Source organism: Pseudomonas sp. MWU16-30316, from assembly GCF_020515645.1.
GTDB lineage: Bacteria > Pseudomonadota > Gammaproteobacteria > Pseudomonadales > Pseudomonadaceae > Aquipseudomonas > Aquipseudomonas cerasi.
In genome coordinates this window covers 59,846-85,635 of sequence record NZ_JAIZAZ010000003.1, presented here as the reverse complement: position 1 = coordinate 85,635, position 25,790 = coordinate 59,846, and the positions used below count along the sequence as shown (strand labels likewise).

General features: G+C 58.7%; 22 protein-coding genes and 1 pseudogene. 6 read left to right on the top strand and 17 right to left on the bottom strand.

What is annotated here, in order from left to right; translation table 11 throughout:
• Positions 1–12: 12 nt before the first annotated feature.
• The 5 genes from LCH65_RS11510 to LCH65_RS11490 form a co-directional block, all read right to left on the bottom strand.
• Complete coding sequence (locus LCH65_RS11510; protein WP_226439484.1) at positions 13–492, bottom strand: hypothetical protein; 480 nt, start codon at positions 490–492, stop codon at positions 13–15.
• 119 nt (positions 493–611) lie between these two features.
• The gene (locus tag LCH65_RS11505; RefSeq protein WP_003366728.1) at positions 612–1,055 is read right to left on the bottom strand and encodes a hotdog fold thioesterase; all 444 of its coding nucleotides are present in this window, start codon (positions 1,053–1,055) and stop codon (positions 612–614) included.
• A 62-nt stretch (positions 1,056–1,117) separates the two neighbouring features.
• Positions 1,118–1,573 (bottom strand): phosphohistidine phosphatase SixA, encoded by a 456-nt coding sequence (gene sixA, locus LCH65_RS11500; protein ID WP_054081895.1) that lies wholly within the window; start codon positions 1,571–1,573, stop codon positions 1,118–1,120.
• A complete protein-coding gene (locus tag LCH65_RS11495; RefSeq protein ID WP_003433099.1) occupies positions 1,570–1,914 on the bottom strand; it encodes a DUF4389 domain-containing protein in 345 nt (114 codons plus the stop codon). The genes sixA and LCH65_RS11495 overlap by 4 nt, the downstream gene beginning before the upstream one ends.
• Before the next feature lie 24 nt (positions 1,915–1,938).
• Positions 1,939–2,964 carry an NAD(P)H-dependent glycerol-3-phosphate dehydrogenase gene (locus LCH65_RS11490; RefSeq protein WP_226439483.1) on the bottom strand — a complete coding sequence of 342 codons (1,026 nt, stop codon included), beginning with the start codon at positions 2,962–2,964 and terminating at the stop codon, positions 1,939–1,941.
• A gap of 283 nt (positions 2,965–3,247) precedes the next feature.
• Here LCH65_RS11490 and LCH65_RS11485 point away from each other — a divergent pair, with 283 nt between their 5' ends.
• From LCH65_RS11485 to fabB, 3 genes are all read left to right on the top strand, one after another.
• On the top strand, positions 3,248–5,185 hold the full coding sequence (locus LCH65_RS11485; protein WP_226439580.1) for an ATP-binding protein: 1,938 nt from the start codon (positions 3,248–3,250) through the stop codon (positions 5,183–5,185).
• A gap of 221 nt (positions 5,186–5,406) precedes the next feature.
• Positions 5,407–5,922, top strand: a complete 516-nt coding sequence (fabA, locus tag LCH65_RS11480; protein ID WP_003316569.1) for a 3-hydroxyacyl-[acyl-carrier-protein] dehydratase FabA — start codon at positions 5,407–5,409, stop codon at positions 5,920–5,922.
• A gap of 10 nt (positions 5,923–5,932) precedes the next feature.
• Positions 5,933–7,156, top strand: coding sequence for a beta-ketoacyl-ACP synthase I (fabB, locus tag LCH65_RS11475; protein ID WP_054081897.1), 1,224 nt, complete (start codon positions 5,933–5,935; stop codon positions 7,154–7,156).
• A 147-nt stretch (positions 7,157–7,303) separates the two neighbouring features.
• Here the strand turns inward: fabB and LCH65_RS11470 are convergent, their stop codons facing one another.
• Positions 7,304–8,032, bottom strand: a complete 729-nt coding sequence (locus LCH65_RS11470) for a dienelactone hydrolase family protein (RefSeq protein ID WP_003366714.1) — start codon at positions 8,030–8,032, stop codon at positions 7,304–7,306.
• A gap of 90 nt (positions 8,033–8,122) precedes the next feature.
• On the bottom strand, positions 8,123–10,030 hold the full coding sequence (gene htpG, locus LCH65_RS11465; RefSeq protein ID WP_003366712.1) for a molecular chaperone HtpG: 1,908 nt from the start codon (positions 10,028–10,030) through the stop codon (positions 8,123–8,125).
• A gap of 313 nt (positions 10,031–10,343) precedes the next feature.
• Between htpG and LCH65_RS11460 the strand changes: the two genes are divergently transcribed.
• Positions 10,344–10,604, top strand: coding sequence for a hypothetical protein (locus LCH65_RS11460; RefSeq protein WP_226439482.1), 261 nt, complete (start codon positions 10,344–10,346; stop codon positions 10,602–10,604).
• A 93-nt stretch (positions 10,605–10,697) separates the two neighbouring features.
• Here LCH65_RS11460 and brnQ read toward each other — a convergent pair whose 3' ends face one another.
• A complete protein-coding gene (gene brnQ / locus LCH65_RS11455; protein WP_003433107.1) occupies positions 10,698–12,011 on the bottom strand; it encodes a branched-chain amino acid transport system II carrier protein in 1,314 nt (437 codons plus the stop codon).
• A 365-nt stretch (positions 12,012–12,376) separates the two neighbouring features.
• Between brnQ and LCH65_RS11450 the strand changes: the two are divergent.
• A pseudogene (locus LCH65_RS11450) lies at positions 12,377–12,526 on the top strand (GNAT family N-acetyltransferase); the annotation flags it as partial.
• Between the two features lie 99 nt (positions 12,527–12,625).
• Here the strand turns inward: LCH65_RS11450 and sucD are convergent.
• From sucD to sdhC, 9 genes are all read right to left on the bottom strand, one after another.
• Positions 12,626–13,507 carry a succinate--CoA ligase subunit alpha gene (gene sucD, locus LCH65_RS11445; RefSeq protein ID WP_003316562.1) on the bottom strand — a complete coding sequence of 294 codons (882 nt, stop codon included), beginning with the start codon at positions 13,505–13,507 and terminating at the stop codon, positions 12,626–12,628.
• On the bottom strand, positions 13,507–14,673 hold the full coding sequence (gene sucC, locus LCH65_RS11440; protein ID WP_003316561.1) for an ADP-forming succinate--CoA ligase subunit beta: 1,167 nt from the start codon (positions 14,671–14,673) through the stop codon (positions 13,507–13,509). Before sucC ends, sucD begins: the two co-directional genes overlap by 1 nt.
• A 208-nt stretch (positions 14,674–14,881) precedes the next feature.
• Complete coding sequence (lpdA, locus tag LCH65_RS11435; protein WP_003409846.1) at positions 14,882–16,318, bottom strand: dihydrolipoyl dehydrogenase; 1,437 nt, start codon at positions 16,316–16,318, stop codon at positions 14,882–14,884.
• 172 nt (positions 16,319–16,490) lie between these two features.
• Complete coding sequence (odhB, locus tag LCH65_RS11430) at positions 16,491–17,723, bottom strand: 2-oxoglutarate dehydrogenase complex dihydrolipoyllysine-residue succinyltransferase (RefSeq protein ID WP_003433108.1); 1,233 nt, start codon at positions 17,721–17,723, stop codon at positions 16,491–16,493.
• Between the two features lie 41 nt (positions 17,724–17,764).
• On the bottom strand, positions 17,765–20,596 hold the full coding sequence (locus tag LCH65_RS11425) for a 2-oxoglutarate dehydrogenase E1 component (protein WP_003366703.1): 2,832 nt from the start codon (positions 20,594–20,596) through the stop codon (positions 17,765–17,767).
• A gap of 259 nt (positions 20,597–20,855) precedes the next feature.
• The gene (locus LCH65_RS11420; protein WP_003343563.1) at positions 20,856–21,560 is read right to left on the bottom strand and encodes a succinate dehydrogenase iron-sulfur subunit; all 705 of its coding nucleotides are present in this window, start codon (positions 21,558–21,560) and stop codon (positions 20,856–20,858) included.
• Between the two features lie 12 nt (positions 21,561–21,572).
• Positions 21,573–23,345: a succinate dehydrogenase flavoprotein subunit gene (sdhA, locus tag LCH65_RS11415; protein WP_003419913.1), complete on the bottom strand. Its 1,773-nt coding sequence runs from the start codon at positions 23,343–23,345 to the stop codon at positions 21,573–21,575.
• A 3-nt stretch (positions 23,346–23,348) separates the two neighbouring features.
• Positions 23,349–23,717: a succinate dehydrogenase, hydrophobic membrane anchor protein gene (gene sdhD / locus LCH65_RS11410; RefSeq protein ID WP_003316551.1), complete on the bottom strand. Its 369-nt coding sequence runs from the start codon at positions 23,715–23,717 to the stop codon at positions 23,349–23,351.
• Positions 23,711–24,085 carry a succinate dehydrogenase, cytochrome b556 subunit gene (sdhC, locus tag LCH65_RS11405; protein ID WP_003423585.1) on the bottom strand — a complete coding sequence of 125 codons (375 nt, stop codon included), beginning with the start codon at positions 24,083–24,085 and terminating at the stop codon, positions 23,711–23,713. Before sdhC ends, sdhD begins: the two co-directional genes overlap by 7 nt.
• Before the next feature lie 361 nt (positions 24,086–24,446).
• On the opposite strand from sdhC, the gene gltA reads away from it, so the two are divergent.
• Positions 24,447–25,736, top strand: coding sequence for a citrate synthase (gene gltA / locus LCH65_RS11400; protein ID WP_003366698.1), 1,290 nt, complete (start codon positions 24,447–24,449; stop codon positions 25,734–25,736).
• The last annotated feature ends 54 nt before the right edge of the window (positions 25,737–25,790 follow it).

Genomic DNA, 25,790 nt, shown 5'->3' with positions numbered 1-25,790 from the left:
CGGCGTGAAGGCCTATAAAGCTTGGGTAAAACGGTCCAGGCAAGCCTTTATATAGGCGACCTGAAAACCAAAAGACTGTTTGGCAAGGGCCTTGGCCTCAGCAGAGGGCTTGGCCTTTCTGAAATCCAGGATGGCTAACTGCATGGCTTGTACTGCGACATCCGACAACGGCTGGAACAGCGCGAGGGCACCATTGTCGGGAAACTGGACCTTCAGCTTGTCGAACAGCATGTCGGCATCATCACGCAAGGCCATGAACTCGGCTGAGGCCATCAGGTTATCCGCATAGACCGCCTTCAAGCGCTTTTCCAGATTCAATTCACCGTGTTGCGGTGGAGCCTTGGCAGCAGGCGGAGTTGCAGCAGATATCGGTTGACCGGTGAGTATTCCGCCAAAGGGCGGTGAACTGCCCGGCAAAGCAGGCGTTTCAGACGCAACCGTGTGTTCAGGCGCAGGGCTCTCTCCGGGTGAGGCTGGCTTTTCTTCGGTCATTATCAATCCTCCTGAGAATGAGTGCTCCTTCCAGGGAACACTCAAACACTAAGAGAAAAGATACCCTCTCACAACGGCCAAACCGGACCTGAGAATGCGTCCGTAATAGCTGAAAACACTCAATTGACTGGAGGCTCTTTGCCATGCGGTACAACGGCCACCGTCAAGCGCGAAATGCAGCTTGGCTTGCCTTCGTCGTTGCTGATACGGATGTCCCACACATGCGTGGTCCGGCCTATATGCACGGGCCTGACCACACCGGTGACACGGCCGGCACGCACACCGCGCAAATGGTTGGCGTTGACCTCCAGCCCGACGCAAAAGTACTTGCTCGGGTCGACTATCAGATAACTGGCCATCGATCCCAGCGACTCGGCCAGGACCACGGATGCGCCGCCGTGCAGCAGTCCGAAAGGCTGGTGGGTACGTTGATCGACCACCATGCTGGCCGTAAGGGAATCATCGGTGAAAGACTCGAAGCGAATGTCCAGCACCTCGCCAATGGTGTTCTTTTGAGCCGCCATGAGGGCTTCGATATCGGGAGCCTGACGCCATATGCTCATGCTAAATCCTTTTTCCGGAAGAGCCGCATTCGCGGCGGTCATTCATTGCTCGCACAGACCGTTCAGACGTGCCTGACGCTGTTGAGGCGCATCCCGCCTGCCACTAAGAACTCGCCTTCCAACTCGGCAAGACTGGCCGTGCTCATCGACTCGGCCTGCTGCGGGCTGCCGTGCGCCAGTACCCCGATCAGTTCGCCCACCAGAGGCTGATGGCTGACCAGCAGCACTTCGTCGACACCCAGCTTGTCCAGTTGCGCCAGCACCTCACGCGGGCTGCTGTCGGGTGTAAGCCAGGGCGCGGTGACGATCGAGTCATCGAATGCCAACGACTGACGCACCAGCTCGGCAGTCTGTTGTGCTCGCACGTAGGGACTTGCGATGATCCGTTGCACGGGCTTGTCTGTCAGGTGCAGCGCACTTTTCAGCACTTCCTCACGTCCGTGTGCAGTCAACTCGCGTTCGGCATCACTGCGCGCCCGCGACTGCGCTTCGCCATGACGCAGTACCCAAACCTTCATGGCCTTGGCTCCTCATCGCGCACCGGCTGGGCCGCTGACGGGACATGATGGGCCGCCTCGCCTTCGGGCGCGCGCGGCGCTGGCCAGTCGCCGAAAGGCCAGGGTTTGTGGTCGCTATGAAAGGTGCCGAAACGACCGATCTGCGCCAGGTACTGGCTGATGCTGTCGCCGAAGTTCATCAGGCCGCCATTCGGCGCGCCGTAAATCAGGCGATAAACCAATTGCACCAGCACCACGCCCGCCAGAATGATTTGCGCGACGTGCCATACACCCAGAAACAGCAGCATCCACAGAATGCGCAGCAGGATCGATTCGTTGTGCTGGATTTTCGATTCGTTCAAGACCTTCTCCTGATCAGACTGAATTCAATTAAAGCCGGTAATCGAAATGAAATCGACGTCCGTCTTGGGCTCGGCCCGCATCAGTGCCTCGATGACCTGGCTGAGCGTACGGCCTTCAAAAAGAATCGCATGCAGCCCGGCGACCAACGGCATGTAGACCTGCACTTCCTGCGCCTTGACCTTGAGCACCTTGAGGGTGTTCACGCCCTCGGCCACCTCGCCCAGGCGGGTGACCGCTTCATCCAGCGTCAACCCCTGGCCCAGCGCAAAGCCGACCTGATAGTTGCGGCTTTTCGGCGAGGAGCAGGTGACGATGAGATCGCCCACCCCGGCCAGGCCGAGAAAGGTCATCGGGTTGGCGCCCTGGCTGACCGCAAAACGGGTCATTTCCGCCAGCGCCCGGGTGATCAGCATGCTCTTGGTGTTTTCGCCCATGTCCAGCGCCACCGCCATCCCGGCAATAATCGCGTAGACGTTCTTCAGTGCCCCGCCCAGCTCGACACCAAAGCGGTCATTGCTGGCATAGACGCGAAAGGTGCGCCCGTGCAATGCAGCCTGAGCCGCCTGACACAGCGCTTCGTCTTCACTGGCAACCACTGTTGCAGTCAACGCATGCTCCGCGATTTCCCGCGCCAGGTTGGGCCCGGACAACACGCCGATACGCGCCTGCGGGACGATCTCTTCGAGGATCTGACTCATCAGCTTGAAGCTCTGCGCTTCAATTCCCTTGGTCAGGCTCACCAGCATCTTGCCATTGAGGCGCTCGACGTGAGGCGACAGCACCGAGCGCAAGGCACTCGATGGCAAGGCGACGAAGATCAGTTCGCTGGCGTCGAGCACCGCCGTCAGGTCGGTGACCGGCTCGACTTCAGGACGAATCTTGATACCCTTGAGGTAACGGGGGTTTTCACGATTGACGCGAATGGCCTCAGCCTGCTCCGGATCGCGCATCCACTGACGAACCTGATGGCCGTTCTCGGCCAGCAGATTGGCAATGGCCGTACCGAAGCTGCCACCGCCAAGCACCGCGACGGGTTGCTGTGTGGTCATAAAACTATCCATCCAGAGCCATTCAAGTGGCGATGCCGTCATTATACGGAGCAACACGTTATCAGCCAGCGACAAAGCTGATCTGTTATGCACGCAGGATGGCATCCATCAACAAGTTCGCTGGAAACACGCGCCATCTCGGTTAACATGCGCGCACAGCATGAATCATCACGAATCGGCCCTGCCTTGTGCAGCCGGAGCGATTCGCGACCACCGGGCGAACAGGCATGGACGCATCAATCGAACCACCTCCGCAGTGCGTTGCGCGCGAGGCCCACAGTCGATGAAGTTTCGGCATTGGGACATCAATACCCGCACACAGATCATCAGCCTTGGCCCTGCCCTGTTGCTGACAGCTCTGTTGATCAGCTTTTTTACGTTCGTGCGTATTCAGGACCTGCGTCAGGAGCTCAATCACACCGGGCAACTGATCGCCAATCAGCTGGCGACTGCGGTCGAGCCAGGCGTGACCTCGGGCGATATCGAAGGGCTCAAGGCGTTGATGCGCGCCACCTTGTCCATGCCCAGCGTTCGCTATGTGGAAATTCAGGACAGCTCCAACACCGCCGTAATCTACATAGACCAGCCGCGCGAAAACGAGCAGCAGACCCGGCAGATGGAAGTGTTTCTGGCCCCCGTTCAGCCGCAGCGCACCACCATTCATGGCAATCCAGGCACCCCCGCCGCAGGGAAAAGCCAACCCGCGCAGGGCGCTTCACAGAGTTATCTGGGCCGGGTGCTGGTAGGTATGTCCAGCGAAGCATTCAGCCGACGTCAGCAAGAGATCCTGCTCAAGGCTGGCGTCCTGGCGATGGTGGCCTTGCTGTTCGCCTTTCTGCTGGCGCGCAGCCTGGCCTTGAGCCTGTCCAGACCCATCAGCGCTATGGGCGAAGCCCTCAAAGCGATTCAACAGGGCGATTACCACACACCCATGCCGGTCAGCGATGATGCCGAGCTGGGTGCGCTGGCGCGGCACATCAACAACCTGGCGGAGAACCTGCACCGCGCCAGCCTCGAGCAGCAACGCTCGGTGGCACAACTGATCCAGACCCGGGAAGAAGCCGAACAGGCCAACCGAGCCAAATCGGATTTTCTGGCCATGATGAGTCACGAACTGCGTACGCCCATGAACGGTGTACTGGGCATGTTGCAGTTGCTGGAAACCACGCAGATGACCCACGAGCAGAGCGAGTACGCAACGCTGCCGACCGAATCCACCGAGCATCTGCTGCGGGTCATCAACGACATCCTCGATTTTTCCCGCATCGAGCGCGATGCCCTGCAAATGGAAGGCATACCGTTCAACCTGGCTGAACTGGTCAGCGCCTCGACCCACGCCTTCAACCACAGCGCCGCGCAACGCAAGCTGCTGTTGGAACTGCACATTCAGCCAGGTCTTGAGGCGATAAACGTCATAGGCGACCCGACCCGCATTCGCCAGATTCTGGTAAACCTGATCGGCAACGCGCTTAAATTCACCGAGCAAGGCAAGGTCTGCGTCGACGCCAGGTGGGCAATGCTCGACGATGAGCGGCTGCACTTTACCTGCGCGGTTCAGGACAGCGGCATCGGTATCGACGCCGAGCGACTGGAATCGATGTTCGATGCGTTCAAGCAGGCCGACAGCTCGATTTCCAGACGTTACGGCGGCACGGGGCTGGGGCTGCCGATTGCGCGGACCCTGGCCGAACGCATGGGCGGCACCTTGCACGCCGAAAGCGCGGAAGGTTCGGGCTCGCTGTTCACACTGCAGATCCCCCTGCCCGTCTCGCGCGACGCTTCGGTGGATATTGCCAAGCCGCTGTCGATACTTGATGCACATGGCCGGGAGCGCAGCATTCTGCTGGTCGAAGACAACCCCGTGAACCGCACGGTGGTGCAGGCCATGTTGCGTAATCTGGGGTGCGAGGTCGACATCGCTGTCGACGGTGCCGAAGCGGTGGCGAAGGCAAGCGCAGGCAACCACGCGCTGATTCTCATGGATTGCCGACTGCCGGTCATGGATGGCTATGAGGCCACCCGTCGAATCAGGCAACTTTCCGGGCTGGAGCGAATCCCAATCATTGCCCTGACGGCCAACGCGTTACAGGGTGATCGGGACGCCTGCTTGCAGGCAGGAATGGATGATTACCTGCCCAAACCCTTCAAACATGCTGATTTACAGCAGGTTTTACAGCGCTGGCTGTCCTTTGAAGCACCTGTGACTGGCGATAAATGTTAAATTGCGGCAGTCTTGGCATCCAGATCGGCCAGCAAAATCGGCTGAATGACAAAATTCAGTGTACAGGTGTACCTTGATTTCACCTGCGCTGTGACTTTCATTACAACGCAACAGTCTATGAGTAGGCTGCCGGACAGGGTCCTGGCGAAAATAACACGCCAGAACTGGCGTTCGGGCCAGTGGCGCCACAACCTGCCGCACAAGATTATTGAGGAGCTCGCATGACCAAACAACACGCCTTTACCCGGGAAGACCTGCTGCGCTGCAGTCGTGGCGAGCTGTTCGGCCCAGGTAATGCGCAACTGCCCGCCCCCAACATGCTGATGGTTGATCGCATCACGCACATCAGTGATGAGGGCGGCAAGTTCGGCAAGGGTGAGTTGGTCGCCGAACTGGATATCAATCCGGACCTGTGGTTCTTTGCCTGCCACTTCGAAGGTGATCCGGTCATGCCTGGATGCCTGGGCCTCGACGCCATGTGGCAGTTGGTCGGTTTCTATCTTGGCTGGCAGGGCAACCCCGGCCGTGGTCGTGCCCTGGGTTCAGGCGAAGTGAAGTTTTTCGGTCAGGTGCTGCCTACCGCCAAGAAGGTCACTTACAACATCCACATCAAGCGCGTCCTGAAGGGCAAACTGAACCTGGCCATCGCCGACGGTTCGGTCAGTGTCGACGGTCGCGAAATTTATACCGCCGAAGGCCTCCGGGTCGGCGTGTTCACTTCCACTGAAAATTTCTAAGGGTACTCGCATGCGCCGCGTCGTTATCACTGGTCTGGGTATTGTTTCCTGCTTGGGCAATGACAAAGACACCGTCACCGCTAACCTGCGTGCTAACCGCCCTGGCATCCGCTTCAACCCGGAATATGCCGAAATGGGTCTGCGCAGCCAGGTTTCCGGCTCCATCGACCTGAACCTGGAAGAGCTGATCGATCGCAAGATCTTCCGTTTCGTCGGCCATGCGGCAGCCTATGCCTACCTGGCGATGAAAGACGCCATCACCGATTCTGGCCTGACCGACGAGCAGGTTTCCAACGTGCGCACCGGCCTGATCGCCGGCAGCGGCGGCGCCTCGACCCTGAACCAGATGGAAGCGCTGGACACCCTGCGCGAGAAAGGCGTCAAGCGCGTCGGCCCGTACCGCGTCACGCGGACCATGGGCAGCACCGTTTCGGCCTGCCTGGCCACGCCGTTCAAGATCAAGGGTGTGAACTACTCCATCTCGTCCGCCTGCGCCACCAGCGCACACTGCATCGGCAACGCTGTCGAGCAGATCCAGCTGGGCAAGCAGGACATCGTCTTTGCCGGTGGCGGCGAAGAAGAGCACTGGAGCCAGTCGTTCCTGTTCGACGCGATGGGTGCACTGTCCACCCAGTACAACGAAACGCCGGAAAAAGCCTCGCGTGCCTACGACGCCAAGCGTGACGGTTTCGTCATTGCCGGTGGTGGCGGCATGGTCGTTGTCGAAGAACTCGAACACGCTCTGGCGCGTGGCGCGAAGATCTACGCAGAGATCGTCGGCTACGGCGCGACCTCCGATGGCTACGACATGGTCGCACCAAGCGGTGAAGGCGCCATTCGTTGCATGAAGATGGCGCTGGGCGACATCGATTCGGGTGCCATTGACTACATCAACACCCACGGCACCTCGACTCCGGTCGGCGACGCCAAGGAGATGGAAGGCGTGCGCGAAGTATTCGGCGCCAACGCTCCGGCGATCAGCTCCACCAAGAGCCTGTCGGGCCACTCGCTGGGCGCCGCAGGTGTCCACGAAGCGATCTACTGCCTGTTGATGATGGAAAACAACTTCATCGCAGGTTCGGCCAACATCGACGAGCTGGACCCGGTGGTTGCCGACATGCCTATCCTGCTCAAGACCCAGGAAGATGCGAAGATCGATCTGGTCATGAGCAACAGCTTCGGCTTCGGCGGCACCAACGCCACGCTGGTCTTGAAGCGCTGGGCGGGCAAGTAATACCGCTTTTGCGACAAACAAAGAAGGCGCCTTTCGAGGCGCCTTTTTTGTGAATGGGGAAAAGTGGCTGGTGTTCTCCGGTATGCCCACGCGGAGCATGGGCACGATAGTGTTCTCCGGCACGCCCTAGGCGCGATAGGTATTCATTCAGCCGAACACTTCTTTCAGCAAATCATGCATCGACTTGAACGCGCGGTTCGACACTTTGGCGTCGTACATCATCATGCCCGGCACGTTGGCGTGCGGATCTGTGAAGGAGTGGAATGCACCACCGTAGCTGTACAGCTGCCAGTCCACGCCTGCGGCATTCATCTCGTCTTCGAAAGCCGGCAGTTGCTCTTTCGGCACCAACGGGTCAGAAGCACCGTGCAGGACCAGCACCGAGCCCTTGATGTTTTTGGCGTCAGCCGGGTTAGGCGTATCCAGCGTGCCGTGGAAGGAAATCGCGGCTTTCAGTTCAGCACCGGTACGCGCAAGCTCCAGAGAGCAGCAGCCGCCGAAGCAGAAGCCGAAGGTTGCGATTCTGCTTGAGTCCAGAGCCACATCCCCCTGGCTCAACAACTGGTCGAGTCCTGCCTGCATACGCTTGCGCAGCAGGCTGCGATCGTTCTTGAGCGGCGTCATGGCAGCGCCCGCCTCGTCATTGTTACCGGGGCGAATCTGCTGACCATACAGGTCAGCCAGCAACACGACATAGCCCTCGGCTGCTACCGCTTTGGCGATGTCTTCGGCGCCCTTGCTGACGCCCATCCAGTTGGGCGCCATCAACAGACCTGGCTGTGCAGCAGTAGCATGGGTGTCGTACACCAGACGGCTTTCATAGGGCTGACCATCAATCTGATAGACCACAGAACGAATTTCGATATTGCTGCTCATTACTGACTCCTGATCGTTGGAGAGATGAAAGACGTGTCGCGGGAACTGAAACAAAAAACCCGCCGAGGCGGGTTTCTTGTCAACCGGCTATCAAACCGACAGTTCTACCAGCAACTTGTTCAGACGGCGCACGTAAGCGGCCGGATCCTTGAGGCTGTCACCGGCGGCCAGCGCGGCCTGATCGAACAGGATGTGCGACAGATCGCCGAAGCGGTCTTCGCTCTGTTCGGCATCAAGCTTGCCGATCAACGGGTGAGCCGGGTTGAATTCGAAGATAGGCTTGGAGTCTGGCACCTTCTGCCCGCTGGCCTCCAGAATCTGACGCATTTGCAGCCCCATATCCTGCTCGCCAATGGCCAGAATCGCAGGCGAATCGGTCAGACGATGGGAAACCCGCACTTCGCTCACCGACTCACCCAGCGCGGCTTTCAGGCGCTCGATCAGACCTTCCTTGTCCTTGGCGATCTCTTCCTGAGCCTTCTTGTCCTCTTCGGAGTCAAGATTGCCCAGATCCAGGTCACCACGCGCCACATCCACAAAGCCCTTGCCATCGAAGTCGCTCAGGTAGCTCATCAGCCACTCGTCGATACGATCGGTGAGCAGCAGCACTTCGATGCCCTTCTTGCGGAAGACCTCAAGGTGCGGGCTGTTCTTGACCTGTGCGTAGGATTCGCCAGTGAGGTAGTAAATCTTGTCCTGACCTTCCTTGGCACGCGCCAGGTACTCGGCCAGAGAAACGCTCTGTTCGCCGCTGTCGTCGGACGTTGATGCGAAACGCAGCAGACCGGCAATTTTTTCCTTGTTGGCGAAGTCTTCTGCAGGACCTTCCTTGAGGACCTGACCAAAGTTTTTCCAGAAACCCTTGTACTTCTCGGGCTCGTTTTTCGCCAGCTTCTCCAGCATGTCCAGCACGCGCTTGGTCAACGCCGACTTCATCGAGTCGATGATAGGGTCTTTCTGCAGGATTTCGCGGGAAACGTTCAGCGACAGGTCATTGGAGTCGACCACGCCCTTGACGAAGCGCATGTACAGCGGCAGGAACGACTCTGCCTGATCCATCACGAACACGCGCTGGACGTAAAGCTTGAGGCCACGCGGGGCTTCACGCTGATACAGATCGAACGGCGCACGCGCAGGCACGTACAGCAGCGAGGTGTATTCCAGCTTGCCTTCGACTTTGTTATGGCTCCAGCTCAGCGGGTTCTCGTAGTCGTGCGCGACATGCTTGTAGAACTCCTGATACTCCTCGTCCTTCACCTCGGTGCGCGGACGGGTCCAGAGTGCGCTGGCGCGGTTGACGGTTTCCCACTCCAGCGCCGGCGCCTCCTCGCCTTCGGCTGCCGGAGCCTGCTCTTTGGGCAGTTCGATCGGCAAGGCGATATGGTCGGAGTATTTCTTGATGATGTTACGCAGGCGGTAGCCGTCAGCGAATTCCTCTTCACCGTTTTTCAGGTGCAGAACAATGCGGGTGCCACGATCAGCCTTGTCGACGGTGGCAACTTCGAACTCGCCTTCGCCCTTGGAGGACCAGTGCACGCCTTCGCTCGCTGGCGTGCCGGCACGGCGGCTGAACACTTCGACCTGATCGGCTACGATGAACGCCGAGTAGAAGCCCACGCCGAACTGACCGATCAGGTGCGAGTCCTTCTTCTGGTCGCCCGACAGGTTTTTCATGAAATCAGCGGTGCCGGACTTGGCGATCGTGCCCAGGTGGGTGATCACGTCTTCACGGCTCATACCGATGCCGTTGTCTTCAAGCGTAACGGTCTTCGCGTCCTTGTCGAAGCTCACACGAATTTTCAGCTCCGCGCCGCCTTCCAGCAACTCGGGCGTGGACAACGCTTCAAAACGCAATTTGTCGACCGCGTCAGACGCGTTCGAGATCAATTCGCGAAGGAAAATTTCCTTGTTGGAATACAGCGAATGGATCATGAGGTGCAGCAGTTGCTTTACCTCGGTCTGGAAGCCCAGGGTTTCCTTTTGAGTTTCCACACTCATAATCATCAAACTCCGATCTGGATGGTATAAGCCGTCACGGTCAGGCAGCAGCCTGTGTGACAGCGGGTAGTCATCAAGGTGGGGGCTGGGTCGGGGATTTCAAGAGCCAATGATGCGTGGAGCTTGTTTCGTGTACCGGTCACAAGGCGAACCGGCTTGCTCGGCGCTCACCGGAAAGGCTCATGATCGGCCCGGTTTCATCAGTGTGTAACGGCCGTGCAACAGCGCTCCCCATTATTGTCGTCACGGGTGGAACTTAACTCGCGGGGGCAGGCTCTTAGGCTCGTGAATACTTAATAAGGAGAAACACCCCATGCGTAAATCTTTAGCCTATGCCTTGATGCTTTCTGCCACCCTGGGCCTTGCCGCCTGTGACAAAAAGTCCGAAAACACTCAGCAAGATGCCAACAAGGCAGCTCAGCAGTCCCAGGAGTCGATGGAAAAGGCTCAGGAAAAAGTGAATGACGCGGCCAAGGAAAGCCAGGAAGCCGCTCAGAAGAACGCTGAAGCCGCTCAGCAGCGCGTCAATGAAAACGCCGACAAGGCGCCAGAAGCAGCACCAGCCACCAAGTAAGGCTGATACGCTCGCAGAACTAAAAAGGCCCGCTTATAGCGGGCCTTTTCATGCAACACGGTTTTTCCTGCGCAATCGTCTAACGCACGGCCTTCAAGCCAGCGCCTCGCTACGCTTGCCCATGGCCCTGTCGACCACCACCGCGACCACCAGCGTGACAACAGCAGGCACCAGCCACGCGAGCCCCTGATCACCCAGCGGCAGATGGCTCAGAACATCGGGCAGCGCGTCGGCGAAACCGGCGCCCTTCAGCGCATCGATCAGGCCAAACACCAGCGAAACCAGCATCACAGGTGCCACTACGCGTCCCTGGCTCTGCCAGAGTTCCTTGCAGAAGCTCAGCGCGACCAGAACGATGCACGGCGGATAAATCGCCGTGAGCACCGGAATCGAAAACTGGATCAGTTTGGTCAACCCGAGATTGGACACCAGCAGCGAGAACACGGCGAGGATAATCACCAGCGTTCTGTAGGACAGCGGCAGCACCTTGGCAAAGTATTCGGCGCAGGCACAGGTCAGGCCTACTGCAGTGACCAGACACGCCAGGGAAATCAGCACGGCAAGGAACCCGCTGCCCAGCGAACCGAAGGTGTGTTGCACGTAGGCATGCAGAACCGCTGCGCCATTGCTCGCACCGGCCGCCACGGCGTGGCTGCCGGAACCAAGGCGAAACAGACTGACATACACCAGCGCCAACCCCACCCCGGCGATCAGCCCGGCAATGATCGCGTAGCGAGTGATCAGACGGGGCGATTCGACACCGCGAGAGCGGATCGCATTGACGATAACGATACCGAAGACCAGCGCCCCCAGCGTATCCATGGTCAGGTAACCATTGATGAACCCCTGGGAAAACGGTGCTGCGGCGTACGCGGGCTCCGCCTCCCCTATTCCGCCCGCCGGCAAGGCGAATGCCGCAATGCCCAGAACCGCCAGCGCAATGATCTTCAGCGGCGCCAGAAAGCGTCCGACGGTATCGAGCAAGCGCCCCGGGTACAGCGAAACCCAGAACACCACCAGAAAATACACCAGGCTGTAGAGAAACAATGCCATCGGGGTGTCGCCGGTCAGAGGTGCCAGGCCGACTTCGAACGATACCGTGGCGGTACGTGGCGTGGCGAACAGCGGACCGACCGCCAGATAGCAGACGGCAGCGAGCGCCCCGCCAGCGATCTTGCCAATCGGACTGCTCAGGGCATCCATCGCGCCGCCGACCCTGGCCAGAGCAATCACGGTAATGACCGGCAAGCCAACCGCAGTGACCAGAAAGCCCAGCGCTGCCATCCACACATGCGGCCCGGCTTGCAGGCCAACTATAGGGGGAAAGATGATGTTGCCAGCCCCGACGAACAGGGCAAATGTCATAAAACCGAGTGCCAGGATGTCCTGGCCTTTCAACACTTTCATTACGAGGGACCACACGGAATCGAAAAAGGGATGGGACGTCACCCATGAATGGGGCAGACGCAGCCCGTCGGCGTAAGACGTGGCAGTACCTTGCGAAACGCCCCTCGTGAGGGCAACGCAAAAACGGCGGACAGGGTAGCCAACTTCGCTCGAAAATGCACTGTCTCAGGGCGAGTCACCCGACAACGCACCCTGAACTGGCAGCTGCAAAAGCCGCTGTAAAACGAGAAATGCCTGACAGACCAACCGTTTCCTGACAGATAGATTGGGCCTCCTCTCTATACCCGGCAGCTTATTTCCATGCCTGACATCACCCATCCGAGTGCGATACCCACGCCGACCCTGTATTCGCCACGCCTGGTCCTGCGCCCCTTAATGAAGCGTCGTGCCGCCTGTCGCGGCGCGAAGGCATGCGCCTTGTGACCGTTCAGGAAGCACAGTTTGTTTGCGGGACCACTCAGGAACAGATATGGGAATTGACCTGTCAGGAATGGCAGATGAATAACAATCGATAGACGCAAGCAGCACAAGGACGCACCGCTGCGTTTTTCAGCGGCCCAAACAAAAGCCACCCGAAGGTGGCTTTTGTCGATTACCCGAAAAGCAAGCGAGGCTTACTTGGTCGGCCAACCGGTCAGCTCGGCCAGGGCCTTGCCGATGTCTGCCAGGGAGCGCACGGTTTTCACGCCAGCGTCCTGCAGTGCAGCGAACTTCTCGTCTGCAGTACCTTTACCACCCGAGATGATTGCACCGGCATGGCCCATGCGCTTGCCCGGAGGAGCAGTCACACCAGCGATGTAGGAAACAACCGGCTTGGTCACGTGCGCCTTGATGTAGGCAGCGGCTTCTTCTTCAGCCGAACCGCCGATCTCGCCGATCATGACGATCGCTTCGGTCTTCGGGTCTTCCTGGAACAGCTTCAGGATGTCGATGAAGTTCGAGCCCGGGATCGGGTCACCGCCGATACCGACGCAGGTGGACTGGCCGAAACCGGCGTCAGTGGTCTGCTTCACAGCTTCGTAAGTCAGGGTGCCGGAGCGCGACACGATGCCTACCTTGCCTGGCAAGTGAATATGACCTGGCATGATACCGATCTTGCACTCGCCCGGAGTGATGACGCCTGGGCAGTTAGGGCCGATCAGGACCACACCCAGCTCGTCGCACTTGACCTTGGCTTCCAGCATGTCGATGGTCGGGATGCCTTCGGTGATGCACACGATCAGCTTGATGCCGCCGAACGCTGCTTCAAGGATGGAATCCTTGCAGAAAGGAGCCGGAACGTAGATGACGCTGGCGGTTGCGCCAGTGGTGTCTACCGCTTCTTTCACAGTGTTGAACACTGGCAGGTTCAGGTGCGTGGTGCCGCCCTTGCCTGGTGTCACGCCGCCAACCATCTTGGTGCCGTAGGCAATGGCTTGCTCGGAGTGGAAGGTACCTTGCGAACCAGTGAAACCCTGGCAGATAACCTTGGTGTCTTTATTGATCAGGACGCTCATTACTTGCCCTCCGCGGCTTTGACAACTTGTTGAGCAGCGTCGGTCAGGCTGGTAGCCGCGATGATGTTCAAACCGCTTTCTGCCAGTACTTTAGCGCCCAGCTCAGCGTTGTTGCCTTCAAGGCGAACAACAACCGGGATTTTAACGCCGACTTCTTTCACTGCGCCGATGATGCCTTCGGCAATCATGTCGCAACGAACGATACCGCCGAAGATGTTGACCAGAACTGCAGCGACGTTGGCGTCGGACAGAATGATCTTGAACGCTTCGGTAACACGTTCCTTGGTGGCACCGCCGCCAACGTCAAGGAAGTTTGCAGGCTTGCCGCCATGCAGGTTGACGATGTCCATGGTACCCATGGCCAGACCGGCACCGTTGACCATGCAGCCGATGTTGCCTTCCAGCGCAACGTAGTTCAGTTCGAACTTGGCGGCGTGAGCTTCGCGAGGATCGTCCTGCGAAGGATCGTGGAAGCCCTTCAGCTTTGGCTGACGGTACATGGCGTTGGCGTCGATGTTGATCTTGGCGTCCAGGCAGTGCAGATCGCCGTCAGCCTTGATCACCAGCGGGTTCACTTCCAGCAGTGCCAGGTCATGGTCCTGGAACAGCTTGGCCAGACCGGTGAAGATCTTGGCGAACTGAGTGACCTGCTTGCCTTCCAGACCCAGCTGGAATGCCAGATCGCGACCCTGGAACGGCTGAGCGCCAACCAGTGGATCGATGGTGGCCTTGAGAATCTTTTCAGGAGTGTCGTGCGCGATCTTCTCGATGTCCACGCCACCTTCGGTGGAAGCCATGAACACGATACGACGGCTGGAACGATCGACCACAGCGCCCAGATACAGCTCTTTGGCGATGTCGGTGCAGGACTCGACCAGGATCTTGGTCACTGGCTGACCGTTGGCGTCAGTCTGGTAAGTCACCAGGCGCTTGCCCAACCACTGTTGAGCGAACGCTGCAGCGTCTTCCTTGCTGCGAACCAGCTTTACGCCGCCCGCTTTACCGCGACCACCTGCGTGAACCTGGGCTTTGACGACCCACTCGGTCCCGCCGATCTTGTCGCAGGCTTCTGCTGCTGCTTCCGGGGTGTCTACCGCGTAACCCTTGGATACTGGCAGGCCGTACTCAGCGAACAGCTGCTTACCCTGATACTCGTGAAGATTCATGCTTATTACCGTCTTCGTTTAGGTACTGCGCATTCGGTGCTGCACGTCGGCGTGCCGCACCACCTGTGACCGCTACTCCGGGTGGACTCCGCAAGTGCCGTGGGACACTCGTGAAGCCGCCTGAGAGGTCGAGTCCGGCGCAGATTCCGCGGTAAGCCCTGCTTGCAAGGCCAACGACGGGCACTGCGCCGTGGTTTCTCTTGTTGTCTTAGCGTTTCTTGCGATTCTGGATATGGATGGCGCCGCCATTCACAGCCAGTGCAGCTTCATGCAGCGCTTCGGACAGGGTCGGGTGCGAAAAGACCATCATGCCGATGTCCTCTGCGCTGCTGCCGAATTCCATCGCGATTGCGCCCTGCTGTACCAGTTCTGCAGCGCTCGGGCCAATAACGTGAACACCCAGTACGCGATCGGTCTTGGCGTCGGCAATGATCTTGACGAAACCGCCGGTGTCATTGGCTGCCATGGCACGGCCGCTGGCTGCGAACGGGAACGTACCGACGTTGACTTCAACGCCTTCGGCCTTGAGCGTCTGCTCGGTCTTGCCGACCCAGGCGATTTCCGGGTGGGTATAGATAACCGACGGGATCAGGTTGTAGTTCATCTGGGCCTTGTGGCCCTTGATGCGCTCGACAACCATGATGCCCTCTTCCGAGGCCTTGTGCGCCAGCATCAGGCCGCGAACCACGTCACCAATGGCGTATACGCCCGGAACGCTGGTGGTGCAGTAGTCATCAACGTAGATGAAACCGCGCTCGTCCAGATCGACGCCGCTGTCCGAAGCCAGCAGATCAGTGGTAACCGGACGACGGCCCACGGCAACGATCAGACGGTCGAAGGTGATCGACTGTTCGCCGGCAGCGTCGGTGTAGCTGACCACAACCTGCTCGCCTTCGACCTTGGAACCGGTCACGCGAGCGCCCAGCTTGATGTCCAGGCCCTGCTTGTTGAAGGTTTTCAGCGCTTCCTTGGAAACCGCTTCGTCGGCTGCCGGGATGAACTTCTCCAGCGCTTCCAGAACGGTAACCTGGGCACCCAGGCGAGCCCAGACAGAACCCAGTTCCAGACCGATCACGCCAGCGCCGATCACGCCCAGACGCTGTGGAACCTGTTGGAATTCAAGAGCACCAGTCGAATCGACGATGACTTTCTGGTCAACAGGCGCTGGCGGAATGTCGATAGGACGCGAACCCGAAGCCAGGATCACATGATCCGCTTCAATGATTTCGACAGTGCCATCGGCTGCGGTCAGTTCAACTTTCTTGCCGGCCAGCAGTTTGCCGTGGCCCTGCAACGTGGTCACGCCGTTGGCTTTGAACAGGCTGGCAACGCCGCCGGTCAGGCCTTTGACGATGGTCGACTTGCGGCCGATCATCGCTGGGACGTCGATGTTCAGTTCAGAGGTCGAGATGCCATGCACGCTGAAGCCGTTCTTGGCTTCATAGAATTTCCAGGAGCTGTCGAGCAGTGCCTTGGAAGGAATGCAACCCACGTTCAGGCAGGTACCGCCGAGGGCCAGTTTGCCCTCCTTGTCCTGATACTTCTCGATGCAGGCAGTCTTGAGACCAAGTTGCGCAGCCTTGATGGCGGCAACATAACCGCCAGGGCCTGCGCCAATCACTACCACGTCGAATTTCTGGGACATAAAAAAGAATTCCTCTATAGCTGCGAGCTTTAACCTGCAAGCTGCAGGCAGGTCTGTGATGCTTTACAGACGAGCGTTGCAACCTGTTCATTAGATGTAATCTGCAAGACCCGGGCTGTGCGACAGACTGCGCTCTTGCGCAGCCTGTCGTGTGCAGCCCGGGGCTGCGTCATCAAATATCCAGCAGCAGACGAGCCGGATCTTCCAGCAGGTTCTTGATGGTCACGAGGAAGGTTACCGCTTCCTTGCCGTCGATCAAACGGTGATCATACGACAACGCCAGATACATCATCGGGCGAATCACAACCTGACCATTGACCGCCATCGGACGCTGCAGAATGTTGTGCATGCCCAGAATTGCAGCCTGTGGCGGGTTGACGATCGGCGTCGACATCATCGAACCGAAAGTACCACCATTGGTGATAGTGAACGTACCGCCGGTCATCTCGTCGATGGACAGTTTACCGTCACGGGCTTTCTTGCCGAAGGTGGCGATGCCGCCTTCGATTTCAGCCAGGCTCATGTGCTCTGCGTTACGCAGAACCGGTACGACCAGACCGCGATCGCTGGAAACCGCGACACCGACGTCAGCATAGCCGTGGTAAACGATATCGGAACCGTCGATCGACGCGTTGACGGCCGGGAAGCGCTTCAGCGCTTCAGTGGCAGCCTTGACGAAGAACGACATGAAGCCCAGGCGTACGCCATTGTGCGACTTCTCGAACAGGTCCTTGTACTTCGAACGCAGTGCCATGACTTCGGTCATGTCGACTTCGTTGAAAGTGGTCAGCATCGCCATGTTCGACTGGGCTTCGACCAGACGCTTGGCAACGGTTGCACGCACGCGGGTCATCGGCACACGCTTCTCGGTGCGATCGCCAGCAGCGACCACAGGAGCCGCGGCGGCAGCAGGCTTGGCGGCAGGCGCAGCGGCCGGAGCGGATTTCTTCGCTTCAACTGCAGCAACCACGTCTTCCTTGGTGATACGGCCGTCTTTACCGGTGCCCTTGACGCTGGCCAGGTTGATGCCGTTTTCTTCAGCCAGTTGACGCGCAGCAGGCGCAGCAATCGGGTCTTCTTCGCCAGCGCCGGCAGGTGCAGCGGGAGCCGCAGCAGGAGCCGAGGCAGGCGCGGCCGCAGCGGCAGCTGGCGCAGCAGAAGCAGTAGCACCAGCGTCCAGCGTTGCAATCACTTCGTTGGACAGGACAGTGCTGCCCTCGCCTTTCACGATCGATACCAGCACGCCGTCGGCTTCGGCCAGTACTTCGAGAACGACCTTGTCGGTCTCGATGTCGACCAGCAGCTCGTCACGTTTTACCGCATCGCCCGGCTGCTTGTGCCAGGTGGAAATGGTGCCGTCGGCAACGGATTCCGGGAAAGAGGGGGCTTTGATCTCGATAGCCATTATCTGTAATTCCTTAATTCGGTTTCTAATGCTCGAAGGCGTTAAACAGTGAAGGCATCTTGCAGCAGTTTTTCCTGCTGCTCGGCGTGCATCGAAGCGTAACCACATGCTGGAGCGGCAGAAGCATCACGACCGGCGTACTCGAGAACGAGTTCACGTTTGTGGTTGCCCATGCTGCGACGCAGATGGTGTTGGCTGCTGTACCAGGCACCCTGGTTCATCGGCTCTTCCTGACACCAGACCACATGCTGCAGGTTGGTATAAGGCGCGATGGTTTCCATCAAATCATCTTCAGGGAACGGATACAGCTGCTCGAGGCGAACGATGGCGATGTCTTCACGCCCTTCGGCACGGCGTTTTTCCAGGAGATCGTAGTAAACCTTGCCGCTGCACAGCACCAGACGCGTGACCTTGGCCGGATCGAGGGTATCGATTTCCGGAATGACGGTCTGGAACGAGCCTTCGGCCAAGTCTTCCAGAGTCGAAACAGCCAGCTTGTGACGCAACAGCGACTTCGGTGTCAGCACGATCAGCGGCTTGCGCAGCGGACGGATGACCTGACGACGCAACAAGTGATAGATCTGCGCCGGAGTCGTCGGTACGCACACCTGAATGTTGTGCTCGGCGCACAATTGCAGGTAACGCTCCAGACGGGCCGACGAGTGCTCTGGCCCCTGCCCTTCATAGCCATGAGGCAACAGCATGGTCAGACCGCACAGACGGCCCCACTTGTGCTCGCCGCTGGTGATGAACTGGTCGACAACCACCTGAGCGCCGTTGGCGAAGTCGCCGAACTGAGCTTCCCAGATAACCAGCGCATCAGGCTGGGTAGTCGAATAACCGTATTCGAATGCCAGTACGGCCTCTTCCGAAAGGAAGGAGTCGTACAGGTCGAAACGTGGCTGACCGGAGTACAGATTCTGCAGCGGGATATAGGTCCCGGCGTCTTTCTGGTTGTGCAGCACGGCGTGACGGTGCGAGAACGTACCGCGACCGATGTCCTGCCCCGTCATGCGGATCGGGTGACCTTCGAATGCCAGTGTGGCGTACGCCATGGTTTCGGCGTAACCCCAGTTGATCGGCAAGCCACCGGCCTGCATCTTCTGGCGGTCTTCGTAGATTTTCTGAACCTGACGCTGCACGACGAAGCCTTCCGGCAGCTCCATGAGCTTGGCGGACAGTTCCTGCAGGGTCTTGAGATCGAAGCGGGTGTCGTGACGCGCAGTCCAGGCATGGCCCAGGTATGGACGCCAGTCGACGAACAATTCCTTGTTCGGCTCCTTGACCAGACTTTTCACCACGTGCAGACCGTTGTCCAGCGCGCTGCGGTAGTCGTCGACCTTGGCCTGAACGCGGGCATCGTCGAGAACGCCGGTCTTGATCAGATGCTCGGCATACAGCTCGCGCGTGGTGCGCTGCTTGGTGATCTGCTGATACATCAAAGGCTGGGTGCCGCTCGGCTCGTCAGCTTCGTTGTGACCACGGCGACGGTAGCAGACCAGATCGATCACGATGTCGCGCTTGAACTGCATGCGGTAATCGATGGCCAGCTGGGTCACGAACATCACGGCTTCCGGATCATCACCATTCACATGGAGGATCGGCGCCTGGATCATCTTGGCAACGTCGGTGGCGTACTCGGTAGAACGCGAGTCCAGCGGGTTGCTGATGGTGAAGCCCACCTGGTTGTTGATGACGATGTGGATCGTACCGCCCGTCTTGAAGCCGCGAGTCTGCGACATCTGGAAGGTTTCCATGACCACGCCCTGGCCGGCAAAGGCCGCGTCGCCGTGGAGGGAAATCGGCAGAACCTTGTCGCCGTTCGGATCGTTGCGACGATCCTGACGCGCACGCACCGACCCCTCGACCACCGGAGACACGATCTCCAGGTGAGACGGGTTGAAGGCCATGGCGAGGTGAACCTCACCGCCTGCGGTCATGACGTTGGAAGAGAAGCCCTGGTGGTATTTGACGTCACCGGAACCCAGTTCCACTTTCTTCTTGCCTTCGAACTCGTCGAACAGGTCGCGAGGATTCTTGCCGAAGGTGTTCACCAGTACGTTGAGGCGGCCACGGTGGGCCATGCCGATCACGACTTCCTTGGTGCCATAGGACCCGGAACGCTGAATCAGCTCGTCCAGCATTGGAATCAGGCTTTCGCCGCCTTCCAGACCGAAACGCTTGGTGCCCGGGTATTTGGTACCCAGGTATTTCTCGAGGCCTTCAGCTGCGGTAACACGCTCGAGCAGGTGGCTCTGAATGTCAGCCGAGAACACCGGACGGCCACGAACACTCTCGAGACGCTGCATGAACCAGTTGCGCTGCTCTGAATCCACGATGTGAGTGAACTCGGAACCGATGGTGCGACAATATGTCTGCTGCAACGCTTCATGAATTTCGCGTAGGCTCGCTTCCTCTTTGCCGATGAACAGGTCGCCGGCACGGAAGGTCGTATCAAGATCGGCATTGGTCAAGCCGTAATGATTGATGGAAAGATCCGCAGGCGCAGGGCGCTGCCACAGGCCCAGCGGATCGAGTTGGGCAGCCTGGTGGCCACGCATCCGATATGCCTGGATCAGTCGCAGCACTTCAACCTGCTTCTTCTCGTGTTCGCTGCTCACACTGCCGGCGGACACCGGTTGAGCGCGGCGCTGGTTTTTGGCCAGCAACACGAAATGATCGCGAATGGTCGAGTGCGATACATCAGTGGCAGAGCTGCCGTCTGCTGGCAACTTCTGAAAGTAGGTGCGCCATTCTTCTGGCACAGCGTTAGGGTCGTGCAGGTAAAGCTCATAGAGCTCTTCCACATAGGCAGCGTTACCACCGGATAGGTGGGCACTGTTCCACATGCGCTGCATCACGCTTTCTTGCATGCTTGGTCACCCTCGGTAAGGGGACACCACCGGCGAAGACACCAGAGCAATCCTGAAATAGTCGTGTGCAGCGACTGTATCAAGTCACCAGGGATCACGCAGATAGTCCGGGTACCAGCCCGGATGCCCCTGCTGGTCTCATTTCTTCAAAATAAGAGCCGCAGCTTTGCGAGCTACTGCTCAGGTTAAAACTACGGCGCCGGTTGAAGCCTGCGCCGTAGCCACTTCAGTACAACGGTGTAACAGATAAAGCGATGAATCAGACGCCGTTCTGCAACAGCATGTTGCGTACGTGACCGATAGCCTTGGTTGGGTTAAGGCCCTTCGGACAGACGTTGACGCAGTTCATGATGCCGCGGCAGCGGAATACGCTGAACGGATCATCAAGCGAAGCCAGACGCTCACTGGTGCGGGTATCACGGCTGTCAGCCAGGAAACGGTAGGCTTGCAGCAGTGCAGCAGGACCCAGGAACTTGTCGGGGTTCCACCAGAAGGACGGGCAGGAAGTCGAGCAGCAAGCGCACAGGATGCACTCGTACAGACCATCGAGCTTTTCGCGCTCTTCCGGTGTTTGCAGACGTTCGATGGCCGGAGCCGGCGTGTCGTTCTGCAGGAACGGCTTCACCTTCTCGTACTGCTTGTAGAAGATGCTCATATCGACGACCAGGTCACGAATAACCGGCAAACCAGGCAGCGGACGTACGATCAGCTTGTTCTTGGCAACGACAGCCGACAGCGGCGTGATGCAGGCCAGGCCGTTCTTGCCGTTGATATTCATGCCGTCGGAACCGCACACGCCTTCACGGCATGAGCGACGATAAGAGAACCCCTGATCCTGTTCTTTGACCAGGGCGAGCACGTCCAGCACCATCAGGTCCTTGCCACCGGTATCGACCTGAAACTCCTGCATGAACGGCGCGGCGTCCTGCTCAGGGTTGTAACGATAAACACTGACTTGCAACATATCGGCCACCCCTTAATAAGTCCGAATCTTGGGTTCAAAAGTCGGAACAGTCTTCGGCGAGAAGTTCACGGCACGCTTGGTCACGCGCTTGTCACCCGGGAAATACAGGGTGTGGCACAACCAGTTCTCGTCGTCGCGATCTTCGAAGTCTTCGCGAGCGTGAGCGCCGCGGGACTCTTTACGATGCTCTGCAGCAATCGCCGTGGCTTCGGCAACTTCCAGCAGGTTTTGCAGTTCAAGCGCTTCGATACGGGCGGTGTTGAACGCCTGGCTCTTGTCGTTGATCTTGACGTTGGCGATACGCACGCGCAGATCAGCCAGCTGGGCAATACCCTTCTGCATGTATTCGCCAGTACGGAATACACCGAAGTAGTTCTGCATGCAGCTCTGCAGTTCTTTACGCAGGGACGCGACGTCTTCACCGGTGGTGCGTTCGTTCAGGCCGGCAAGGCGCGCGAGGGCAGCATCGATGTCGGACTCGGAAGCGCGCGCATAATCGACGCCTTCACGCAGCGCCTGCTCGAGGTGGATACCCGCAGCGCGGCCGAACACCACCAGATCGAGCAGCGAGTTGCCGCCCAGACGGTTTGCGCCGTGAACCGATACGCAAGCCACTTCACCTACCGCGAACAGACCTGGAATGATCTGATCGACGCCCGCCGCATCCTGAGTGATCGCCTGACCATGAATGTTGGTGGCAACGCCGCCCATCATATAGTGGCAGGTTGGTACGACAGGGATCGGAGCGGTCGCAGGATCGACGTGAGCAAAGGTCTTGGACAGCTCCATGATCCCTGGCAGACGGCTGTGCAGCACTTCTTCGCCAAGGTGATCGAGCTTGAGCATCACGTGATCGCCATCGGGACCACAGCCGTTACCGGCAATGATTTCCTTGACCATGGAACGTGCCACAACGTCACGACCGGCAAGGTCCTTGGCGTTCGGAGCATAACGCTCCATGAAACGCTCACCGTGCTTGTTGATCAGGTAACCGCCTTCACCGCGGCAACCTTCGGTGACCAGTACACCTGCACCGGCAATACCGGTCGGGTGGAACTGCCACATTTCGATGTCCTGAACAGGTACACCGGCACGCAGCGCCATGCCGATACCGTCACCGGTATTGATCAGGGCATTGGTGGTCGACGAGTAGATACGGCCTGCACCGCCAGTCGCCAGCACGGTTGCATTGGCGCGGATGTACGAGGTTTCGCCTGTCTCGATGCAGATTGCGATGATGCCGACAAAGGCGCCGTCGTTGTTCTTTACCAGATCCACTGCATAGTATTCGTTGAGGAATACAGTGCCTGCCTTCAGGTTGGCCTGATACAGGGTGTGCAGCAGTGCGTGACCGGTACGGTCGGCGGCAGCGCAGGTACGGGCAGCCTGCCCGCCCTTGCCGAAGTCCTTGGACTGGCCACCGAACGGACGCTGGTAGATACGGCCCTGCTCGGTACGGGAGAACGGCAGGCCCATGTGCTCGAGCTCGAAGACCGCTTCCGGACCTACGGAACACATGTATTCGATAGCGTCCTGGTCACCGATGTAGTCGGAGCCCTTGACGGTATCGTACATGTGCCAGCGCCAGTCATCGTTCGGATCGGCGGAGGCGATTGCACAGGTGATGCCACCCTGCGCGGATACGGTGTGCGAGCGGGTCGGGAAAACCTTGGTGACCACGGCAGTCTTGTGACCGCCCTGGGCGAGCTGCAGCGCAGCGCGCATGCCGGCACCGCCACCACCAATGATGATGGCGTCGAAAGAAAGCGCATTAATGTTAGCCATGGATCAGATACCCCAAAGAATCTGCACGCCCCAGACGAAGTAGGCGAACATCAGAACGCCGCATACCGCCTGGAACAGGAAACGTACTGCAGTTGCGGACTTGCCCAGCGCCATCGGCGTCAGGTAGTCGGTCGCGATGGTCCACATGCCGACCCAGGCGTGAGCGCCAAGGGCAACGAGGGCCAGGAGACTGAAGATACGCATTCCGTTGTGAGCGAACAGACCATGCCATTGGGCGTAGCTCAGACCCGGGTGAAAGACCATGTAACCGATCAGGAAAATGAAATAAGCCGCGAGCACGACTGCGGAGACACGCTGAGCCATCCAGTCATAGAGGCCCGAACGCGACAGGTTGGTGACGTTGGTTACCATATCCATACTCCCGCCAGAAGAATCAGAATCACGGAAACCGCGATAACGATTTTGGAGCCCAGCTTTCCGCCTTCAAGCGTCTCGCCTACCCCCGAGTCCATGATGAGGTGACGAATACCGGCCACCAGGTGGTACAGCAGGGCAGACAGAAGTCCCCAGATGATCAGCTTGGCCAGCGGACTGGTCATATACGCCTTGACTTCACCAAATCCCTCTTCGGAGGCCAGCGACTTGTCCATTGCATACAGCATGATTGCAATACCGACAAAGAGGATGACACCGGAGATGCGGTGAAGGATGGACGTGTAAGCGGTGACTGGGAGCTTGATGGTCCTTAGGTCTAGATTTACAGGTCGTTGGCTATTCACGGCTTTTTTTCACACTGAAGAGCCCCTAACAATCAGGGCAAGTTGTTGGGAAGTGCACTGGTCAGGTACCCACCACCCAGGAAGTGACGACCCCCTTGAAACAGGCCAAAAGCCTCTGGCGGTCGGACGCCGAGTATAGACAGTTAGGTTACTAATGACAACGCGCAGACGTACCGCCAATAGCGGATTGCGTTGCCGCGACAAAAGGCGTAAATGGCAGTAAACCGTCTGAAAAATCCACGGTCGAGCCCTTGCGGAACACGACTTTAGGCAAATTGACTTTAGAATTTATCTCACTATAGTGATGCGGGCCCTGCGTGGGGGGCCTGTCTGATGATTTGAAGCATAAATAGGAGGCCACATGGCTGACAAAAAAGCGCAGTTGATCATCGAGGGCGCTGCCCCCGTCGAGCTGCCAATTCTGACCGGTACAGTGGGTCCGGACGTGATCGACGTACGCGGCCTGACCGCCACCGGCCGCTTCACATTTGACCCTGGTTTCATGTCCACGGCCTCTTGCGATTCGAAGATCACCTACATCGATGGTGATAATGGCATTCTGCTACACCGCGGCTACCCGATCGAACAACTGGCCGAGCAGTCCGACTACCTCGAGACCTGCTACCTGCTGCTCAACGGTGAACTGCCCACCGCCGAGCAGAAAGCCCAGTTCGTGGCCGTGGTCAAGAACCACACGATGGTTCACGAACAACTCAAGACCTTCTTCAACGGTTTCCGCCGTGACGCCCACCCGATGGCCGTCATGTGTGGCGTAGTCGGCGCCCTGTCGGCGTTCTACCACGACTCGCTGGACATCAATAACCCGCAGCACCGCGAGATTTCCGCAGTCCGTCTGGTCGCCAAGATGCCGACCTTGGCAGCGATGGTCTACAAGTACTCCATGGGTCAACCCATGATGTACCCGCGCAACGACCTCAGCTACGCGGAAAACTTCCTGCACATGATGTTCAACACCCCGTGCGAGATCAAACCGATCAGCCCGGTGCTGGCCAAGGCGATGGACAAGATCTTCATCCTCCACGCCGATCACGAGCAGAACGCGTCGACCTCCACCGTACGCATGGCGGGCTCTTCGGGTGCCAACCCGTTCGCCTGTATCGCAGCCGGTATCGCAGCGCTCTGGGGCCCTGCCCACGGCGGAGCCAACGAAGCGGTACTGACCATGCTCGATGAAATCGGCGACGTGTCGAACATCGACACGTTCATTGCCAAGGCCAAGGACAAGAACGATCCGTTCAAGCTCATGGGCTTCGGTCACCGCGTGTACAAGAACCGTGACCCGCGCGCCACCGTAATGAAGCAGACCTGCGACGAAGTGCTGAAAGAGCTGGGCATCACCAACGATCCTCAACTCGAACTGGCCATGCGCCTCGAAGAGATCGCCCTGACCGACCCGTACTTCATCGAGCGCTCGCTGTACCCGAACGTCGACTTCTACTCGGGCATTATCCTCAAGGCCATCGGCATTCCGACCAGCATGTTCACCGTGATCTTCGCCCTGGCGCGGACTGTCGGCTGGATCTCGCACTGGAAGGAAATGCTCTCCAGCCCCTACAAGATCGGTCGCCCTCGCCAGCTGTACACCGGCAACGTGCAACGCGACATCGTCGCCCTGCAAGACCGCAAGTAAGCGCCACACGCAAAAAAAGGGCTGCCATTGGCAGCCCTTTTTTGTGCGCGTTAT

Coding starts and splice junctions, on each gene's coding strand:
- fabB (WP_054081897.1), top strand. CDS start 5,933: ATGCGCCGCGTCGTTATCACTGGTCTGGGTATTGTTTCCTGCTTGGGC.
- sixA (WP_054081895.1), bottom strand. CDS start 1,573: ATGAAGGTTTGGGTACTGCGTCATGGCGAAGCGCAGTCGCGGGCGCGC.
- sucD (WP_003316562.1), bottom strand. CDS start 13,507: ATGAGCGTCCTGATCAATAAAGACACCAAGGTTATCTGCCAGGGTTTC.
- LCH65_RS11425 (WP_003366703.1), bottom strand. CDS start 20,596: ATGCAAGAAAGCGTGATGCAGCGCATGTGGAACAGTGCCCACCTATCC.
- brnQ (WP_003433107.1), bottom strand. CDS start 12,011: ATGAAAGTGTTGAAAGGCCAGGACATCCTGGCACTCGGTTTTATGACA.
- LCH65_RS11470 (WP_003366714.1), bottom strand. CDS start 8,032: ATGAGCAGCAATATCGAAATTCGTTCTGTGGTCTATCAGATTGATGGT.
- LCH65_RS11490 (WP_226439483.1), bottom strand. CDS start 2,964: ATGACCACACAGCAACCCGTCGCGGTGCTTGGCGGTGGCAGCTTCGGT.
- LCH65_RS11510 (WP_226439484.1), bottom strand. CDS start 492: ATGACCGAAGAAAAGCCAGCCTCACCCGGAGAGAGCCCTGCGCCTGAA.
- lpdA (WP_003409846.1), bottom strand. CDS start 16,318: ATGTCCCAGAAATTCGACGTGGTAGTGATTGGCGCAGGCCCTGGCGGT.
- fabA (WP_003316569.1), top strand. CDS start 5,407: ATGACCAAACAACACGCCTTTACCCGGGAAGACCTGCTGCGCTGCAGT.
- LCH65_RS11420 (WP_003343563.1), bottom strand. CDS start 21,560: ATGTTGCAAGTCAGTGTTTATCGTTACAACCCTGAGCAGGACGCCGCG.
- sdhD (WP_003316551.1), bottom strand. CDS start 23,717: ATGGTAACCAACGTCACCAACCTGTCGCGTTCGGGCCTCTATGACTGG.
- LCH65_RS11460 (WP_226439482.1), top strand. CDS start 10,344: ATGCGTAAATCTTTAGCCTATGCCTTGATGCTTTCTGCCACCCTGGGC.
- sdhA (WP_003419913.1), bottom strand. CDS start 23,345: ATGGCTAACATTAATGCGCTTTCTTTCGACGCCATCATCATTGGTGGT.
- LCH65_RS11485 (WP_226439580.1), top strand. CDS start 3,248: ATGAAGTTTCGGCATTGGGACATCAATACCCGCACACAGATCATCAGC.
- htpG (WP_003366712.1), bottom strand. CDS start 10,030: ATGAGTGTGGAAACTCAAAAGGAAACCCTGGGCTTCCAGACCGAGGTA.
- gltA (WP_003366698.1), top strand. CDS start 24,447: ATGGCTGACAAAAAAGCGCAGTTGATCATCGAGGGCGCTGCCCCCGTC.
- sucC (WP_003316561.1), bottom strand. CDS start 14,673: ATGAATCTTCACGAGTATCAGGGTAAGCAGCTGTTCGCTGAGTACGGC.
- odhB (WP_003433108.1), bottom strand. CDS start 17,723: ATGGCTATCGAGATCAAAGCCCCCTCTTTCCCGGAATCCGTTGCCGAC.
- LCH65_RS11505 (WP_003366728.1), bottom strand. CDS start 1,055: ATGAGCATATGGCGTCAGGCTCCCGATATCGAAGCCCTCATGGCGGCT.